Below are 16,895 nucleotides of genomic sequence, written 5' to 3' on the forward strand. Positions count from 1 at the left end.
AGGAGCGCCAAATTAACGGGAAAGCGGTTCCGGAACAAGAGGTCGAAGCGCTTCGATTTGGCTGGATCCGGACACGCTCTCCGACATCAGGACGCGCTGACCGTCAGCCAGCTGACCTGGATGTCCGGCGACCGGGTCGGCGCGATCGTGACCGCGATCTTCCCATCGGCGCCCACCACCACCCCGCCGTACGCCGCGGCCTCGTTCGTGCCGGTGAACAGTCGCTGCTGGTCGACGACGGCACCGTTGACCGTCACCTGCGCGGCGCGGTTGGCCCACGGCCACGGATCGAAGTAGCCCGCGTGGACGGTGTAGGTCCCGGGCTCGAGACCTCCGAACGTGTAGACGAGCGGCTCGTGATTCTTGGCGTACCGCAGGGTGCTGTAGAGATCGCCGTTCGCCGGACCGGCGGGCGCGCTCTCCCCGGTGAAACCCCAGGTCTTGCCTGTGGCGGGGTCGATTCCCAAGGGCTGATCGGGCGTCGAGTTCAGCAGCGAACCGGTTCGGGTCAGCACCTGCCAGTCCGCGGTGGCGATCCCGCCGGCGTTGACGGCGTACCGGAGGTTGCGTGGTGCGACCACGATCGTGCGGGTGAAGGTTCGTCCGTCGGCCAGCGTGCCGCGCAGGCTCGCCGTCCCCGGCTTCGCCACGGTCGAGGCGTCCCAGGTGACGGCCATCGTCTGCGTCCGCGACCCCGTGCGCACCTTCACCTTGGTCGGAAGCGAACTCGTGTCGCCGAGCAGGACGTGATCCGGGAGCTTCGTCTCCACGGTCCACCGCCGGTACGTCGTGAGGTCGCCGAGCGTCCATTCCTGATCCGGACCGATCGACAGGCTGCCGCCTTCGCCGAACGACATCGGCATCCAGATGTACGGCGCGTTCTTCAGATCGCTCGGTGTCCACCGGTCGCCCATGAAGACGAACTTGTTGCGCTTGCTGTCGACCGGGATCACGTTGGTGCTCTGGGAGCGGTAGGTGTTCGCAGCGCCCGCTCCGGCGATCGGGTTCCCCTGGTCGGCGTACTGGCCGAGAACGGTGCTGGAGGTCGCGTACCTGGCCGGGTTCGGGTCCCAGCCGGTCGCGCCGGAGGTGAGCAGGTAGTACCGGCCCTCGGACTTGAACATCGCCGGCGCCTCGCGCTGGTTGCAGGCCAGCGTGCGCACGAAGTCCTTACCCTGTACGGCGTTCTCCGGCCGAGCGGACAGGTAGGTGTAGTCCCGGTTGAGCTTCGAGATGTACATCGTCCGGTTCTCCTCGGACGAGTAGATGATGTAGGCCTTGCCGTCGTCGTCCACGAACAGGTTCATGTCCCGGGCCATTCCACCGGCCGGGTCGAACGCGGACGACGTACCGCACCAGGGCACCGAGTCGCTCGGCACATTGTTCAGCCGGTACGAATCGATCCAGCGGAACGGGCCCTTCGGCGAATCCGCGATCGCCACTCCGGCCTCGGCTCGCGCGTACGTCGACGTACTGGTCGGTGCGGACGGTCCGTCGGAGTGCACCCACATGATCCACTTGCGGGTGGCCTGGTTGTAGATCACCTTCGGCCGCTCGAGGATCGACGGCCGCGCCCAGCCGTCCGTGCGGACCGCGTTGGTCGACAGATCCCGCCAGACGACGTCCTTCTGCGCGGGGCTGTACTTCTTGTAGAGCTTGCTGAAGTACTTGTCGTTCTCGAACTGGTCGAGTGAACTCATCGCCCGCAGCGCGAGCCCCTCGTCCTTCCAGTTGTAGAGGTCGTACGACGAGTAGACGTGCACGCCCGGGCTGTCGTAGTACCCGTTGCTGCGGTCCTCGCCGTACCAGTACCAGATCTTCCGGCCGCGGTGATCGGTCGACGGCACGACCTGTCCGCCGTGCGCCTGGATCACCTGGCCGCTGGTGTCGCGCCATTCGGCGCCCGGGCGGAACGAGTCGTAGGCAGGCGCCGCCGGGGCGGCGACCGCGGCCGGGCTGAGCACGGCGAGTGCGGCGCCGAGCACAGCCAGGGCACGGAGGGATCTGAGCAGTTTCATCCGATTCTCCTCATGATTCGAGCGAGCTGGGCCTGGGTGTTCGTGAACACGACCCACAGCGCACAACCGGGCACAGTGACGAGCCCGGCCAACGGCGCCTGACTGACGATGACCACCGCGGCGGAGAGCACACCGAGCGACAGCAAGCTCAGCCCCCAACCACGCACCCCGCTGTAAACCGCCAGCCGGATCGATCCCGGCAGGACCAACGCATTGAGGGCGCCAACAGCGACGAGCAGCATCACCACGACCAGCAGCGGCACGGCCACCGGGAACGACGTAGCCAGCACCTTGATGTCCACCGCCAGTACGCCGATCAGACCGCCTGAGACGACTGCGATGAGCAGCGAACGGCGTGCGCGCGGCCGCACCAGCCGGAACAGCTCAGCCAGCGGCGGCCGGTGATCCTCCAGAGCGAGAAACCCGGAGGCAGCCGCCGCGGCCGGAGCCAGCGGGAGAGCAAGCAGGCCGAAGAAGATCGGATAGTTCCACGGCTTCGCCACCAGGCTGAGCGCCACCATCAGCGGTACGCCGGCCAGCGCCAGCAGCAGGTTGATCGCGAGCACCCGGTGCGCGAACGACCAGAGCGTCTCCCACAGATCCGCCCGGACGTTCACCCGGGCCAACGGCGACGCCATCACTTCAGTCCGCTCGTCGCGATGCCCCGGACGAAGTACTTCTGGCCGAGCAGGAAGATCACCAGGATCGGCAGCACGGACAGCACCGATCCGGTCATGATCATCGCGTACTCGGCGTCGTACAGGCCGACGAACGAGCGCAGTCCCAGCTGGATCGTCCACAGCTTGTTGTCGGTCAGGTAGATGAACGGGCCCATGTAGTCGTTCCAGGTGTTGACGAAGGTCAGCAGCGCCAGACTCGCCAGCGCCGGCTTCGACAGCGGCAGGATGATGCGCGCCCAGATGCCGTACTCACTCAGACCGTCCAGGCGAGCTGCTTCGCTCAGCTCGTCGGGAATCGTCAAGTAGTACTGGCGCATCAGGAACACTCCGAACGCGCTGAACGCCTGCAGCAGGATCAGCGACAGGTGCGTGTTCACCAGACCGGCCTTCTGCATGATCACGTACTGCGGAACCATGTATGCCTGCCACGGCACCGCGATCGTCGCGATGTAGGCGAGGAACAGCACATCCCGGCCGGGGAACCGGACCTTGGCGAACCCGTACGCCGCGAAGCTGCCCGTCAGCACCTGCAACGCGGTGATCGTGATGCTGAGGAAGACCGAGTTCCGCAGATAGGTGAGCAAGGGGATCCGGTCCCAGATCGTCGCGAAGTTGCTCCAGTGGAACTCGACCGGGATCCACCGCACCGGCACGGTGAAGACCTCCGCGTCCAGCTTCAGCGACGACGACACCATCCAGGCGAACGGCACCAGCACCGCCACCGACAACGCGACCAGCAGCATGTAGGCGAGCCCCCGCCGTACCGACGCGGTCATGGCTGGCTCCTTCGCTGGAGGCGGAACTGGACGACGGTGATCGTCAGCACGATGAGGAACAGCACCATCGACACCGCGGACGAGTAGCCGAACCGGCCCTGCACGATGCCCTCGCGGTAGATCACCTGCGACAGCACCAAGGTCGCGCGCCCCGGACCGCCTTCGGTCATCACCTGGATCAGGTCGAAGACCTTGAAGCTGGAGATCGTCAGCATGATCAGCACGAAGAACGTCGTCGGTCGCAGCCCCGGCACCGTGATGTGCCGGAACCGCTGCCAGCCGCTCGCGCCGTCGACCTGGGCGGCCTCGTACAGCTCGGCCGGGATCGTCTGCAGGCCGGCCAGGTACAGGATCATGTAGTAGCCGAGGTCACGCCAGACACTCGCCACGATGACGGCCGGCATCGCCCAGGTCGTCGAGGTGGTCCAGCCCGGCGGCTGATCGACGCCGATCGCGCGCAGGAACTGGTTCACCGGGCCAAGGTCCGGGCTGAGCAGCATGTTCCAGACCACTGCCACCGCGACCAGCGAGGTGATGTAGGGGAAGAACAACGCCGTCCGGAAGAACCGCACGCCCTTCAGCTTCTGGTTCAGCAGGACGGCGAAGCCCAGTGCGGCGCCCAGCGTCAACGGCACATGCCCGACCGCGTAGTACGCCGTGTTGCGCAGCGCGGTCCAGAAGTTGTCGTTGTGGATCATCCGCTCGAAGTTGTCCAGCCCGACCCAGCGCGGGGTGCTGTAGGAATCCCAGTCGAGGAAGGACAGCGCGAGCGAGGCGATCACCGGGATCAGGGTGAGCGCGGCGAAGCCGATGAAGTTCGGCAGGATGAAGCTCCAGCCGATCCAGGTCCGGCTTCGGCCACGCCGTGGCGTCGTCCGGACCTCCGCGGGAGCGGACAGAGTGGCGGTCACGGCTCAACCGACCTCGTTCTTGACCCGCTTGGACATCTCGGCCAGGCCGTCGTCGAGGGACTTCTGCCCGGTCATGATCAGCTCGTGCTCCTCGGTCAGGATCTGGTCGACGTCCGAGGACTTGTCGCTGACCGGCATCTCCAGTACGACGTTGTCGGGCTTGAAGGCCTTCTTGGCCACGTCGCCGTTCGGCACGCCCGGCAGTGCGAAGTAGGTGTCGAGGATCTGCTGGCTCTGCAGTGACGGCGTCACACCCGCCTTGGCCACCGCGGTCGCACCGGCCTCACTCGACGCCCACTCGACGAACTTCTTGGCCGCCTCGGAGTGCTTGGAGTTCTTGTTCACCGCGAACGCGGTCGGCGAACCGAAGCTGGTCACCTTTCCGTCCGCCGCACGCTGCGGCAGCGGCGCGACTCCCCACTCGACCTTCGACTTGCCCGACTTGGTGTCGGCCAGCAGCGTCGCGGCGTACCAGGTCCCCATCGGCAGCAAGGCGGCCTTGCCGGTGGAGAACATCGTGTTGTAGGAGATCTTCTGGCTGGACGCAGTTGCCCACGGCAACAGTACGCCGCGCTGCTGCAACCCGAGCGTCATCGCGTACTGGTCCTTCAGGAAGCCGTAGTCGCCACCCAGCAGGTCGCCGCCGGTCTGCGCCGCGGCCGTCGCCTGCACGACCGAGCGCCAAGTGTGCTGGTAGGCGCCGTACACCTTGGATCCGCCGTCGCCCTTGGTCAGGCTGGTGGCCAGGGTGGCGTAGTCGGCCCAGGTCAGGTTCTGCAGCTTGGACTCGGGCACGCCGGCCTGCTGGAGCAGGGTCTTGTTGTAGTACAGCACCCAGAAGTCCTGCCGGTACGGCAGCGCGAAGTACTTGCCGTCGAGCTCGTAGGACTTCAGACCCGAGTACTTCGCCGGGTCGAGCTTCTTGGCCTCGTCGGTGAGCGGCAGCAGCTGACCGCGAGTGCCGAACCGCGAGTAGTCGATGACGTTCTTCATCGTCAGTACGTCGGTGGTGTCACCGCCGGCGAGCATCGTGGTGACCTTGTCGGGGTAGTCGTCGGCCAGGATGTCGACCGGCTCGACCTTGATCTCCGGATTGGCCTGCTGGAAGCCGTCGATGATCGCCTTGAACTCGGGCGTGGTGGCGTAGTTCCAGAGCGCGACCTTGATGGTCTGCGGTCCGTCGGTCGCCTGCTGCGCCGAACCGCCACAGGCGGTGAGCAGCGCCAGCGCTGCGGCGCCGGCGAGGGTGGTGACGAGGTGTCGCCTCACAACATTCTCCTTGACTTCGGTACTGCGGTTGCAGGGTTCAGCGTGCTCAGGCGGTCAGTGGGCTAGGCGGTCAGTGGGAAGGCGTCGGCCGTGATCCGGCCGTGCACGGGTTCACCGGCCACCCAACGGGTGAGTTCGGCGAGCATGTGATCGGTGAGGCGATGGATCTCGGTGCCGAGCGAGCCGGCGATGTGCGGGGTGACCATCACGTTCGGAACCGACCGCAGTGGTGAGTCGGCCGGCAGCGGCTCGGGGTCGGTGACGTCGAGGATCGCGAACAGCCGGCCGGTGCGGCACTCGGCCGCGAGGGCCGCCGAGTCGACCAGACTCCCCCGCGCCGTGTTCACCACCGTCGCGTGGTCGGGCAGTTGTGCCAGCTCGCCCGCGCCGATCATGTGTCGCGTGCTCGGGAGTTCGGGCGCGTGCAGCGAGAGAACATCGACCCTCGGCAGCAGCTGTTCGAGATCCACGAGCTGCGCGCCGGCGGCGGCCACGGCGGCGGGGTCGGCCTGCGGGTCGGCGACCAGGACGGTCACGTCTTCCAGGGTCTGGAGCAGGTCCACGACCCGACGGCCGATCCGGGAGAAGCCGACCACGCCGATCGTGCGGCGGAAGTTCGACAGGTCGCCGAAGCCTTGCGGGCGGCTCCAGCCCTGGTACGCCGTACTGGCATCGGCCGCCAGGAAAGGCGCCTTCTTGCCGGCGAAGATGATCGCGGCCAGCGTGTACTCCGCCACCGGGACCGCGTTCGCGTCGGCCGCGCTGGTCACGACGAGGTCCCGGCTCCAGAGGTTGTCGTCGGCAACGGCCCGGATGCTTCCGGCCGCGTGGAAGACCGCCTTCAGCCGGGGTGCCGCCGCCAGCCGCTCCGCGGTCAGCTTGGGCGCGCCCCACGAGGTGATCAGCAGCTCGGCCGTCGCCAGCCGCGCCCGGGCGTGCGGCGAGTCGAGCTCGTCGGTCCAGATCGGATCGGGCAGCGCCACCAGGCCGGCCAGCCGGTCGAGCCTGGCGCGATCGAAGTGGGCGGCGAACACCTCCCGCTCCATGACGACCAGCGCCTCACGGCGGTAAGCGGTTACCGTTGCTGTCATGTGAACATGAGATGTCCACAGTGTTCAGATGAGCTATGGCTCGTTCAGACTTGGTCCGAAACATTCAGACTCGAACATCGAGGTGAGGCGGGTGCCGGACGACCGGCTGTTCGGGGTCCAACGCCACGAACGCGTGATGGACGAACTGCGTCGGCAGGGCTCGGTCCGGGTGCGCGAGCTCGCCGAGCTCCTCGGCGTCAGCGAGCTGACCGTCCGGCGCGACATCTCCGCCCTCGCCGCGCAGAACCTGCTGACCAAGGTGCACGGCGGCGCCACGCTGCCGACCGAGCTCGCGCCGGCCGCACGTCGCCGTACCGCGGCATCGCCTCGCTTCACCATCGGCATGGTCGTGCCGTCACTCGACTACTACTGGCCGCCGATCGTCGGCGGCGCCCGCTCGGCCGCCGCCGCGCTGGGCGTGGCGATCCAGCTCCGCGGTTCGAGCTACGACTGGGCCGAGGACCGCCGGCAGATCACCCGGCTGATCGAGGCCCAGCAGGTCCAAGGACTACTGCTCGCGCCGAACCTGGAGGGCAACGACGTCGACGAGATGATCGACTGGATCGCCCGGCTCCCGGTGCCGGTGATCCTGGTCGAGCGGCAACCGCCGCGCTGGACGCCGACCCTGCATCAGGTCGAGTGGGTTCGCAGCGATCACGCGCTGGGGGTCGAGCTCGCCGTACGGCATCTGCACGCCCAGGGACACCGCAGCCTCGCGCTCCTGCTCTCGAAGGGCAGTCCGACCTCGGCCCACCTGGCGGTCGGCTGGGACCTCGTCTGCGCGGACCTCAGCATCGCCGCCGGCCTGGTGATCCGGGAGTCCGTCAACATGGACCAGCCCGGACACCGCGACATCATCGCCCAGGTCCTCAACCGCTGCCGCGCCGCGGGCACGACCGCGCTCGTCGTGCACTCCGACCCCGACGCGATGGCCATCGCCCAGTACTGCGCCGAGCAGGGCGTCACGATTCCCGACCAGCTCGCGATCGTCGCCTACGACGACGAGATCGCCCACCTCGTCGAACCCGCCCTGACCGCCGTCCGCCCACCGAAACCCATGGTCGGCCGCACCGCCGTCGAGCAGATGGTCGCCCGCCTCACCGAAGGCCGCCGCCGCCCGCCCCAACGAGTCCTGATCGTCCCCGAACTCATCATCCGAGACTCCACCCTCGCCCACTAGCCACCCCGGGCAGCGACTCTTGGGTGGTGTCGGACCAGGTGATGTGGAGGGTCGAGCCGTCCAGGTGGAGTTCGGGTGCGGGCTCGGGGGTGCCGCCGGAGAGGGAGACGATGGCGACGAAGAGCTCGCCCGGTACGGCGGTCGCGCGGGCGAAGGGGATCGCGGTGTGGTTGCCGAGGGCCCCGGAATTGTCGGTGCGCCGGACGTCGAACGTGTCGAAGCCGATCCGGCCTTCGACGGAGGACTGGAGTTCGGCGGTCCGGACCTCGGCCCGCTCGGCGGATGGCGGGGTCCTGGAGGTCAGCGGCCAGCCGGACAGCTCGAGCAGCCAGCCGGGTTCGATGACGGCGTCCGGGGCGATGCGGACGGCACGCACCTCGTGACTTCCGCGCACCGCGGAGGTCATCGCGATCGTGGGTCCCGGGGTGACCGCTCCCCCGCGCCCCGATCCGTGCTCGGGTCCCTGGTCGTCTGTCGTGCGGACCCAGTGCGTCGTCGCGATCGAGCTGCCCGAACCGACCACGGTGAAGCCGTTGCGGTGCGAGAGACCGAGCTCGGGGTGCACGATGCCGACACTGTTCTCGAACGGCTGCGCCCAGTACGGCGTACTCAGCGGCGGCATGGTGTGGGTCGAGTAGCCGAGGCGAGCGTACAGCGGCGAGTCGGCGCGCTGATCATCGGGGGCCGAGTGGTCGGTGCCGTGGTTGACGACTCGCACGATCCCGTCGGACCGGGTTCCGCTGACCAGCCATCCTGGTTCCGCGAGCGATCGCGTGAAGTCGGATTGCTCGACAGGCAAGGGTTCTTCGGCCGCCGTCCAGACCGGATGGTCAGCCGGCAGCATCAGTCCGAGCATGCCTTTCACCGCCCAGTACGGCGATCCCGGGCCGGAGTACGACTGAGCGATCCCGGGCCATTCGCCGTACCAGCCGAGGGTGAGCAGACCGCGCTCGTCGGGCACGCCGTGGTCGAGGAAGTGCTTGAGCATTCCGGATGACGTCCGGCGCAGCAGGCCAGGGGCGAGATCGGTGGCACCCGTGATCGCGCCGATCCAGAACGGCGCGGCGGCAGCGAACCGGTAGGTCAGGCTCCGGCCCTGAATCAGCGGCGCGCCGTTGCCGCCGACGAGCTGAACAGCCGAGTCCAGGAAGGCCGTCAGCCGCTCGCGCCACGCACTCTCGAGCGCTGGATCACACAGCCCGGGATCCATCGATGCCCAGAGCAACGGATAGACGTGCAGCGCCCAGCCGTTGTAATGGTCGAACGCGCGCTCCGGACCATCGGCGTACCAGCCGTCTGAGCGATACAGCGACTCGTGCACCGCCAGACCGCTGTCGAGGTCCTCGCGGGACCACGGCCCGCCGACCGATTTGAGGAAGGTCTCCACCACGATCTGGAACCAGACCCAGTTGATCGGCGGGTACTTCTCGCCAACCACGGTCGACAGCCAGGCCACGATCTGCGAGCGGTCCCGGTCGTCGAGCCGGTCCCACAACCAGGCGCGGCTCAGATGCAGGCCGAGGGCGATCGAGCAGGCTTCGACTTTGGCCTGGCCGAGCTGGTCCGGGCGTGGCCAGGCGTGCGGTGACGTCGGGTCGGTCCCGGCCCGCAGCCCCTCGGCGTACCAGCCGGCCAGATCGTGCGGATCCTTGCCATCCTCCCCTTTCAGCCGGATCGCCGCGAGCAGGAACGACCGAGCGAAGGCTTCCAACGAATCGCTGGCAGGGCCGTAGGCGCTCTGTTGCCCCGGCAGATCGATCCGCGCATGCTCGGGCGAGGCCCAGTTGCGTAACGACAACAGCAACTGGTCGGCGACGCCGGCCCAGGAGTCGCGGGTCAGTCCGGTGAAACGGGCGTCGGTCATCAACGAGTTCCTCGAGTCAGAGTGAGTTCGAAACGATTGTTGCCTGCCGCAAGGATCAGCCGATGGACGACCGGACCCCAGACACGTTCGAGCAATGCGTCGTCAACCGCTCGCGTCTCCAGTCGGCCGGCGCCGAGGCCGGCGTCCCAGCCCAACTCGGCGACACTGCCGGCCAGCGTCTCGACGACCAACCGCCCGGGCTCATGGGCAAGAGGTCGCCCGGCGATCACGAAGTGTTCGACAACCTCGGTCCCCGCGGCCCACGTGTCGCCGACGCGGACGGCCTGATCGCGGCGATCCAAGCTCACCGACCGGCGAAGGTTCCCCGTGGGATAGGCATCCGACAGATCGAGCTCGGCCCGATCAGCCCTGGGTACGGCGAAGTCTGCCCGCCACTGCGAACCGGCCGCCTGGTCCCGCCCGTCGATCACCGGCACGTTGTGCCACTCGCTCCGGACCACCCACTGCTCGTACCGTCGATCGGAGAACGAGATCGCCGTGTACGTCGGCTGCCCCAGATCCACCAGCACCGGTGTCGCATCGAGCGCGGCGATGAACGAGCCGACATCGTTGTGGTTGTGGTTCTCGTCGTTGTGCCCACCCTTGACGGCCAGCGTCCACCCCGCGGTGGAACCACCCTCCTGCCGAGCGACCAGCAGCTGCACGTCAGGCAGCCAGCTCGACCGAGGCAGCGGCGAGGGTGTGGCAGCCGCCTGCGACCAGGCGTCGTCGACCAACGCGACCAACGCTCGTCCGAGACCGACGACGGCGTCCGACTGATCGCGGTGCGCGGCCGCTTGAGCCATCACGTCCCGATCGCCAGTCCGACGGCCCCACCGATGCAGCACGTCCCAGGGCTGATCGGGGTTCGGCCGGGCCGAACCATCCCCGACGTTCACGAACCAGCCGTCGCCGAGCTCCATCCGCTGCGGGTACCGGGCCAGCTCCTCCAGCGGCTCACACCGCCACGGATCGAAGGTGCCAAGCGTGATCCGATCGAGCAGCTCCAACGCACTGGCGAGTCGAGCCGGGCCGTTCCACCAATACGAGTAGCCCTCGTCGCAACCGCCGTCGGCCGGGAGTGCCCGGAGATAGCGGTCGAGTCCGTCGACGACCAGCTCCACGACCTGCGCCCGCCGTACCGGATCGTCCTCCAGGAACAGTGCGGCGGCCAGCACGTGCCCGTGGATCCAGGGATTCCAGTTGTGCAGATGACCGTCCAGCCCGAGCCAGTGCCAGCGACGGTCGGTCAGGAACGGTTCCAGCACGCGTCGGTCGGCCTCGGCCCGGAGCCGACGACGCAGGCCGGGGACGCGCTCATCCAGCGCCGGCCCGAGGACAAGATCGGCCCACGCCAAGACCTCGACCGTCTCGGCAGCGCCCAGATCCAGGTACGGCGTACCGGGGTCTGCCACGACCTCTCCGCGAGCCGTCGCGAACGACTCGTGAGCTGCCCAGCACCAGGTCGTCTGCTCACAGAGCAGCAACAGGCCGTCGGCAGCCTCGTCGACGTACTGCTGGTCACCGGTCAGCGCCGCGGCGAGCACCGCCGTACTGGTTCGCTGCCGTAGCTCCCCAGCCGGGTTCTCATACGCCGTCCGTACGCCGTCGCGCCAGTACCGGGCGAAGTCCGACAGCAGCAACCGCGGCCACGGGCGCGAGCGATCCGCCTCGGCACGCTCCAGCAGCGCGGCTGCGGGCAGGGATCCCCAGATCTCACGCTGGTTGAGGTCCGGCACCCCGACGCGTTCACGCGCCGCGTCGAGGGCCGCGCTCCGGGTCGCCGGATCCAGCGCATGCCAACGCCCTGCGAGAGTCACCCGGCCATGCTCTCGCGTTCCCGGCGATCCTCACCAGAGAACGATCACATTCGTACAGATCCGTACCGACCCGGAACCCCGCACGAGGCGCGGTCCCGGGCTACGGCTTCGGCTACGGCTTCCGGGCGACGCCGACCCAGAGGCTGCAGCTGACGTCGGTGAAGGTCTCGTTGTCGACCAGCCGCTCGGTCTCCGCGTCGGGGTGCCAGCGGTACGGGACCTCGACACCGGGCTCGACCAGCTCGAGGCCGGTGAAGAAGCGCTCGATCTCCTCGCGGCTGCGGACCTGCGCGTCGCCACCGTCGGCCTTGTAGACCTGGATCGCCTGTTCCCACATCTCGGGGGCGAAGTCCGGCGTGCAGTGCGAGAAGATCAGATACGACCCGGGCGCCAGCGCGTCGACCAACTGCTGGAGCAGCTCGTAGGGCTTCGCGTCGTCCGGGAGGTAGTGGAAGACCCCGACGATGCTCAGCGCGACCGGCTTCGTGAGGTCGAGCAGTTCGCGGACCTCTTCCGAGTCGAGGATCGCCTGCGGGTCGGTGATGTCCGCCTCGAGGTACGCCGTCTTGCCGAGGATCGAGCTGACCAGCAGCGCGCGCGAGTGGGACAGGACGATCGGATCGTTGTCCGCGTACACGACGTGCGCTGCCGGCACGATCCCCTGCACGACCTCGTGCAGATTCGGGCTCGTGGGGATGCCCGTGCCGATGTCGAGGAACTGCGTGATGCCCTGCTCGGCGACGTACCGGGCCGCTCGGTGCATCCACATCCGGTTCGACTGGGCCGCGGTCCGGAATCCGGGGAACGCCTCGAGCAGGTGCTCGGCGACCGCGCGGTCCGGCGCGAAGTTCGTCTTGCCGCCCAGGAAGTAGTCATAGACCCGGGCACTGTGCGGAACAGTCAGCTTGAGCCGATCCGCCATGTCGACCGCAGTGTCATCGCTCTGATCACTCATATGAACTCCTCGACGCCGCCCGTGCAGTAGACCCGCATAGTAGCGGGTGCAGATCAGTCTGTGACCGCGGACTCCGGTCAAAGGCCGGCCATCGCGCCTTGAGGCGGGGCGGTGCTGGCTCGGGTGATGAGGGTGGTGGGGACGCTGACTGGTTGGTGGCGGTGGTTGTCGGTGTCGAGTTCGGTGATCAGGGCTTGGACGGCTTGGCGGCCTACGTCGGCGAAGGACTGGCTGACCGTGGTAAGCGGCGGCCAGAACTGGGCGGCGGACTCCTGGTCGTCGAAGCCGACGACGCTGACGTCGCCGGGGATGTCGCGGCCTTCTTCGTGGAGGGCGCGGAGTAGGCCGAGGGCCATCTCGTCGTTCGCGGCGAAGACCGCGGTGACGGCTGGGTCTGCGGCCAGTTGCCGGCCGACGGCGTACCCGGAGGCTGCGGACCAGTCGCCGACGAGCAGCGGCGGGACGGAGCAGCCCCGCACGATCAGGGTCTCCTGCCAGGAACGGCGGCGGCGGGTCGCGGCGAAGGAGGTGGGTGGGCCGCCGAGGTGCCAGACCGTTTCGTGGCCGAGGTCGAGCAGGTGCTCGGTGGCGATTCGGGCGCCTTGGGCCTGGTCGGTGTCGACGATCGGGTAGTCGTAGTGCGCGCTCGAGTCGACGACCACGACCGGCAGGCCCTCCGGGAGGTGGATCTCGGCCTCGTCGAGCTGATGGGCCTCGATCAGGATGATGACGCCGTCGACGGCCTGCTCCTGCAACCGGCTGAACGCGCCGGTCACCTTGCCCTGGTCGGCGTCGAGCAACGGGATCAGGTTGATCGCGTAGCCGGCGGCGGTCGCGGCCTGGCTGACCGCGTTGAACGTGCGGGTGTTGCCGAAGCTGGACAGCTCGAACACGATCACGCCGATGTTGCGGAACTGGCCGTTGCGTAGCGCCCGGGCCGCGCTGTTGGGCCGGTAACCGACCTCGCGCATCGCGGCCAGCACCCGGTCCCGGGTGGCGGCGTCGACGTGCGGGCGGTCGTTCGCGACCCGCGACACCGTCTGGCCCGACACTCCGGCCAACCGCGCCACGTCGGCCATCGATGACCCTCGTTTGCGCATTTCGTCACCTCCGTTCGCCGGAGTCTAGACATGTTGACGTTAACAAGCTAGCGTCCCCGCCATCGTTGTTAACGTGAACAATCCCCGCATCGGGGGTCAGGAGGGCTGCGGATGGCGCGGCGCCAGGAGGCGAAAGGGTGGGTCTTCGTCGGCCCGTTCCTGGCCGTCTTCGCACTCACCTTTCTCGCCCCGATCGGCTATGCGATCTACCTGAGCCTCTACCGGGACCAGGCGTTCTTCGGCGGCACGGTGTTCGTCGGCCTGGACAACTACGCCGAGGTGCTGCGGGACGCGAAGTTCTGGGAGTCGGCCGGCCGGGTGCTGGTGTTCCTCGTCGTCCAGGTCCCGGTGATGCTCGCGCTGGCGCTCCTGGCCGCCCTGGCGATCGACAGCGCCAGACTCCGCGGCGCCGGCTTCTTCCGGATCGCGCTCTTCCTGCCGTACGCCGTACCGGGTGTGGTCGCCGTCCTCATGTGGGGCTTCCTGTACGGCGACACCTTCGGCCTGGCCGCGGATCTCAACAAACTGCTCGGCACCGACGCCGTCCAGCCGCTGAGCGGCTCGTGGATGCTGCCGTCGATCGCCAACATCGTCACCTGGGAGTTCGTCGGCTACAACATGCTGATCTTCTACTCGGCGCTGCGGACCGTCCCCGGCGAGCTGTACGAAGCAGCCGCGATCGACGGCGCCGGGGCGATCCGGACGATCCGCGCGATCAAGCTGCCCGCCCTGCGCGGCGCGATCGTGATCGCCACCATCTTCTCGATCATCGGCAGCTTCCAGCTGTTCAACGAGCCCAACATCCTGCGCACGCTCGCGCCGAACGTGATCACGACGTACTACACGCCGAACATGTACGCCTACAACCTCTCGTTCGCCGGCCAGCAGTTCAACTACTCCGCCACGGTCGCGATCGTGATGGGCGTCCTGACGGCGATCATCGCGTACGTCGTTCAGCTCCGCGGATCCCGGGAGGCGTTGTGAACAAGACCAAGTCGTCGCGCCTGCTCACCACGCTGATGGTGCTCTACCTGATCTACACGCTGGTCCCACTGGTCTGGCTCGTGATCAGCGCGACCAAGACCCAGGACGACCTGCTGTCCACGCCCGGTCTGTGGTTCGGGGACAGCTTCGCGCTGTTCGCCAACATCAAGCAGACGCTGACCTACAACGACGGCATCTTCCTGCGCTGGCTGGGAAACACCCTCCTGTACGTCGTGGTCGGGGCCGGCGGGGCGACCTTGCTCGCGACCGCGGCCGGATACGGGTTGGCGAAGTACAGGTTCGCCGGTCGCCGTGCGGTCTTCGCGGTGCTGCTCGGTGCGATCGCGATCCCCGGTACGGCGCTCGCCGTACCGACGTTCCTGCTGTTCTCCAAGCTCGGCCTGACGAACACGGTGTGGGCGATCATCATCCCGTCCCTGATCAGCCCGTTCGGCCTGTACCTGATGTGGGTCTACGCCGGCGAAGCCATCCCGTACGAGCTGCTCGAAGCAGCACGCATCGACGGCGCCGGCGAGGTCCGGATCTTCCTCACGGTGGCGCTGCGACTGCTCGCGCCGGGTGTGGTGACCGTGCTGCTGTTCGCTGTGGTGGCGACCTGGAACAACTACTTCCTGCCGTTGATCATGCTCAGCAAACCGAACCTCTATCCGCTCACGGTCGGCCTGACCCAATGGAACAGCCAGGCCACCGGAGTGGGCGCCGACCCGATCTACAACCTGGTGATCACCGGGTCGTTGCTGACGATCGTGCCACTCGTCGTGGCCTTCCTGCTGCTCCAACGTTTCTGGCAGTCCGGCCTCAGCGCCGGCAGCGTCAAGTAAAGGAGTCCGATGAGATCCGCACTCTGGCGGGTCACCGTGGCACTCGCCACGTTGGCCACCACCCTGACCGTTCCCGCGGCCGCAACGCCGTACCATCCCAACACCGCCGATTTCCGCGGTGTGAACTGGGCCGACCCCCGCGACAACTACGCCGACGACGAGGTCGTCCCGTCCGGGCTCAGTACCGCGGACAACTACCGAACGACGTACCGCAAGTCGACCGGCATCCTCAGTGAGTTCCGCAAGGAGCTGCGCGCGAACACGATCCGGATGCCGATCAACCCGTCCAGCGTCGGGACGGACTGGTGGACGTCCTACCGCGCGGCGATCGATGCCGCGACCGACCAGGGCTTCAAGGTCATCATCAGCTATTGGGAGGCCGACACCGCCAAGGACGGCCGGGTCGACGACACCGCCGCGTTCACCGCGATGTGGGACACCGTCTTCAAGGCCTACCGGAAGAACCCGCGCGTCTACTTCGAGCCGATGAACGAACCGTTCGGCTACTCACTCCCCGACTGGGTGTCACTCGCCTCGTCCTGGGCCGACCGGCATTCGAACGTGCCGCGCAGCCGGCTGGTCATCTCCGGCACCGGCTACAACGACAACGTCACCGGGGTCGGTGACGCACCGCAGCTCAAGGGCACGCTGCTGTCCCTGCACTTCTACGGTTTCTGGGCGTCCGACACGACCGAGGCAGCGTGGCTGGCGAACCTGCAACCACGGATCGGCAAGTACGGCTGGCGGACCATCATCGACGAGGCCGGTTCCCCGATGACGATCGGCCTGAACTACGGGAACCACGAGGGCAACGTCTCCACGGCGTACCTCGGTGCGCTGACCGAGACAGCGCGGGCGCAGCGGATGGGCATTGTCTACTGGCCTGGTTTGCGGACCGGTGACTCCTACTCGATGACCACCCAGGTCAGCGAGCGCGATCTCAAGGTCAACAGCAAGAGCGGCCTCGCGCAGTTGCAATGGGGTTGGGGTCTGCTCAAGAAGGAGCCGGTCAACACGTTGCCTCCGGCCCCGCCCGGTCAGCCGCTGCGAGGAGTCGAGAGCAACCGCTGCGTCGACGTACCGGGTTTCTCGACGACCAACGGTACGGCGCTTGACCTGTGGGACTGCAACGGCGGCGGCAACCAGAGCTGGAACTTGACCGCGAGCAAGCAGCTCACGATCTACGCCGACAAGTGTCTGACGCCAGGCACCAGCAGCTCAGTGGTCATCACCGACTGCACCGGCGCGGCCAACCAGACCTGGCAGCTCAACGCGGACAAGTCGATCTCCAGCATCAGCAACCCGGCACTCTGCCTGCAGGCGGCCGGAACAGCGAACGGTACGGCGGTTCAGCTCCTGGCCTGCACCGGCCAGCCGAACCAGCAATGGGCGCGAGCCTAAAACA

General features: G+C 67.6%; 14 protein-coding genes. 4 read left to right on the forward strand and 10 right to left on the reverse strand.

The annotated features are described in order from the left end of the window. Nucleotides 1-86: 86 nt before the first annotated feature. The 6 genes from OG474_RS00400 to OG474_RS00425 all read right to left on the reverse strand — a co-directional run bounded on the left by OG474_RS00400 (nt 87) and on the right by OG474_RS00425 (nt 6,745). Nucleotides 87-2,018: a glycoside hydrolase family 43 protein gene (locus tag OG474_RS00400; RefSeq protein WP_405060124.1), complete on the reverse strand. Its 1,932-nt coding sequence runs from the start codon at nt 2,016-2,018 to the stop codon at nt 87-89. Next, nucleotides 2,015-2,656 (reverse strand): hypothetical protein, encoded by a 642-nt coding sequence (locus OG474_RS00405; RefSeq protein ID WP_405060125.1) that lies wholly within the window; start codon nt 2,654-2,656, stop codon nt 2,015-2,017. Before OG474_RS00405 ends, OG474_RS00400 begins: the two co-directional genes overlap by 4 nt. After that, nucleotides 2,656-3,474 (reverse strand): carbohydrate ABC transporter permease, encoded by an 819-nt coding sequence (locus OG474_RS00410; RefSeq protein ID WP_405060126.1) that lies wholly within the window; start codon nt 3,472-3,474, stop codon nt 2,656-2,658. Before OG474_RS00410 ends, OG474_RS00405 begins: the two co-directional genes overlap by 1 nt. Beyond that, a complete protein-coding gene (locus OG474_RS00415) occupies nt 3,471-4,385 on the reverse strand; it encodes a carbohydrate ABC transporter permease (RefSeq protein ID WP_405060127.1) in 915 nt (304 codons plus the stop codon). The genes OG474_RS00410 and OG474_RS00415 overlap by 4 nt, the downstream gene beginning before the upstream one ends. A 3-nt stretch (nt 4,386-4,388) precedes the next feature. After that, nucleotides 4,389-5,654: an ABC transporter substrate-binding protein gene (locus tag OG474_RS00420; RefSeq protein ID WP_405060128.1), complete on the reverse strand. Its 1,266-nt coding sequence runs from the start codon at nt 5,652-5,654 to the stop codon at nt 4,389-4,391. A gap of 62 nt (nt 5,655-5,716) precedes the next feature. Continuing rightward, a complete protein-coding gene (locus OG474_RS00425; protein ID WP_405060129.1) occupies nt 5,717-6,745 on the reverse strand; it encodes a hydroxyacid dehydrogenase in 1,029 nt (342 codons plus the stop codon). Nucleotides 6,746-6,836: 91 nt separating this feature from the next. On the opposite strand from OG474_RS00425, the gene OG474_RS00430 reads away from it, so the two are divergent. Then, nucleotides 6,837-7,925 carry a substrate-binding domain-containing protein gene (locus OG474_RS00430; protein ID WP_405060130.1) on the forward strand — a complete coding sequence of 363 codons (1,089 nt, stop codon included), beginning with the start codon at nt 6,837-6,839 and terminating at the stop codon, nt 7,923-7,925. Here OG474_RS00430 and OG474_RS00435 read toward each other — a convergent pair. The 4 genes from OG474_RS00435 to OG474_RS00450 form a co-directional block, all read right to left on the reverse strand. Next, on the reverse strand, nt 7,897-9,789 hold the full coding sequence (locus OG474_RS00435) for a DUF2264 domain-containing protein (protein WP_405060131.1): 1,893 nt from the start codon (nt 9,787-9,789) through the stop codon (nt 7,897-7,899). The genes OG474_RS00430 and OG474_RS00435 overlap by 29 nt on opposite strands. Next, nucleotides 9,789-11,609, reverse strand: coding sequence for a heparinase II/III family protein (locus OG474_RS00440; RefSeq protein ID WP_405060132.1), 1,821 nt, complete (start codon nt 11,607-11,609; stop codon nt 9,789-9,791). Before OG474_RS00440 ends, OG474_RS00435 begins: the two co-directional genes overlap by 1 nt. A 112-nt stretch (nt 11,610-11,721) precedes the next feature. Continuing rightward, a complete protein-coding gene (locus tag OG474_RS00445) occupies nt 11,722-12,564 on the reverse strand; it encodes an SAM-dependent methyltransferase (RefSeq protein WP_405060133.1) in 843 nt (280 codons plus the stop codon). Nucleotides 12,565-12,641: 77 nt separating this feature from the next. Further along, nucleotides 12,642-13,664, reverse strand: a complete 1,023-nt coding sequence (locus OG474_RS00450) for a LacI family DNA-binding transcriptional regulator (protein WP_405060134.1) — start codon at nt 13,662-13,664, stop codon at nt 12,642-12,644. A 111-nt stretch (nt 13,665-13,775) separates the two neighbouring features. Between OG474_RS00450 and OG474_RS00455 the strand changes: the two genes are divergently transcribed. Genes OG474_RS00455 through OG474_RS00465 form a run of 3 tightly spaced genes read left to right on the forward strand, consistent with a single transcriptional unit; the run spans nt 13,776 to nt 16,891 of the window. Continuing rightward, complete coding sequence (locus tag OG474_RS00455) at nt 13,776-14,648, forward strand: carbohydrate ABC transporter permease (RefSeq protein ID WP_405060135.1); 873 nt, start codon at nt 13,776-13,778, stop codon at nt 14,646-14,648. Further along, nucleotides 14,645-15,490 (forward strand): carbohydrate ABC transporter permease, encoded by an 846-nt coding sequence (locus tag OG474_RS00460; protein ID WP_405060136.1) that lies wholly within the window; start codon nt 14,645-14,647, stop codon nt 15,488-15,490. The genes OG474_RS00455 and OG474_RS00460 overlap by 4 nt, the downstream gene beginning before the upstream one ends. Nucleotides 15,491-15,499: 9 nt before the next feature. After that, a complete protein-coding gene (locus OG474_RS00465; RefSeq protein WP_405060137.1) occupies nt 15,500-16,891 on the forward strand; it encodes a ricin-type beta-trefoil lectin domain protein in 1,392 nt (463 codons plus the stop codon). Nucleotides 16,892-16,895 lie beyond the last annotated feature (4 nt).

Source organism: Kribbella sp. NBC_01505, from assembly GCF_045040285.1.
GTDB lineage: Bacteria > Actinomycetota > Actinomycetes > Propionibacteriales > Kribbellaceae > Kribbella.

What these genes read in the sequence shown, in the direction of transcription:
- OG474_RS00400 (WP_405060124.1), bottom strand. Translation starts at nt 2,018, where the DNA reads ATGAAACTGCTCAGATCCCTCCGTGCCCTGGCTGTGCTCGGCGCCGCA.
- OG474_RS00405 (WP_405060125.1), bottom strand. Translation starts at nt 2,656, where the DNA reads ATGGCGTCGCCGTTGGCCCGGGTGAACGTCCGGGCGGATCTGTGGGAG.
- OG474_RS00410 (WP_405060126.1), bottom strand. Translation starts at nt 3,474, where the DNA reads ATGACCGCGTCGGTACGGCGGGGGCTCGCCTACATGCTGCTGGTCGCG.
- OG474_RS00425 (WP_405060129.1), bottom strand. Translation starts at nt 6,745, where the DNA reads ATGACAGCAACGGTAACCGCTTACCGCCGTGAGGCGCTGGTCGTCATG.
- OG474_RS00435 (WP_405060131.1), bottom strand. Translation starts at nt 9,789, where the DNA reads ATGACCGACGCCCGTTTCACCGGACTGACCCGCGACTCCTGGGCCGGC.
- OG474_RS00445 (WP_405060133.1), bottom strand. Translation starts at nt 12,564, where the DNA reads ATGAGTGATCAGAGCGATGACACTGCGGTCGACATGGCGGATCGGCTC.
- OG474_RS00450 (WP_405060134.1), bottom strand. Translation starts at nt 13,664, where the DNA reads ATGCGCAAACGAGGGTCATCGATGGCCGACGTGGCGCGGTTGGCCGGA.
- OG474_RS00455 (WP_405060135.1), top strand. Translation starts at nt 13,776, where the DNA reads ATGGCGCGGCGCCAGGAGGCGAAAGGGTGGGTCTTCGTCGGCCCGTTC.
- OG474_RS00465 (WP_405060137.1), top strand. Translation starts at nt 15,500, where the DNA reads ATGAGATCCGCACTCTGGCGGGTCACCGTGGCACTCGCCACGTTGGCC.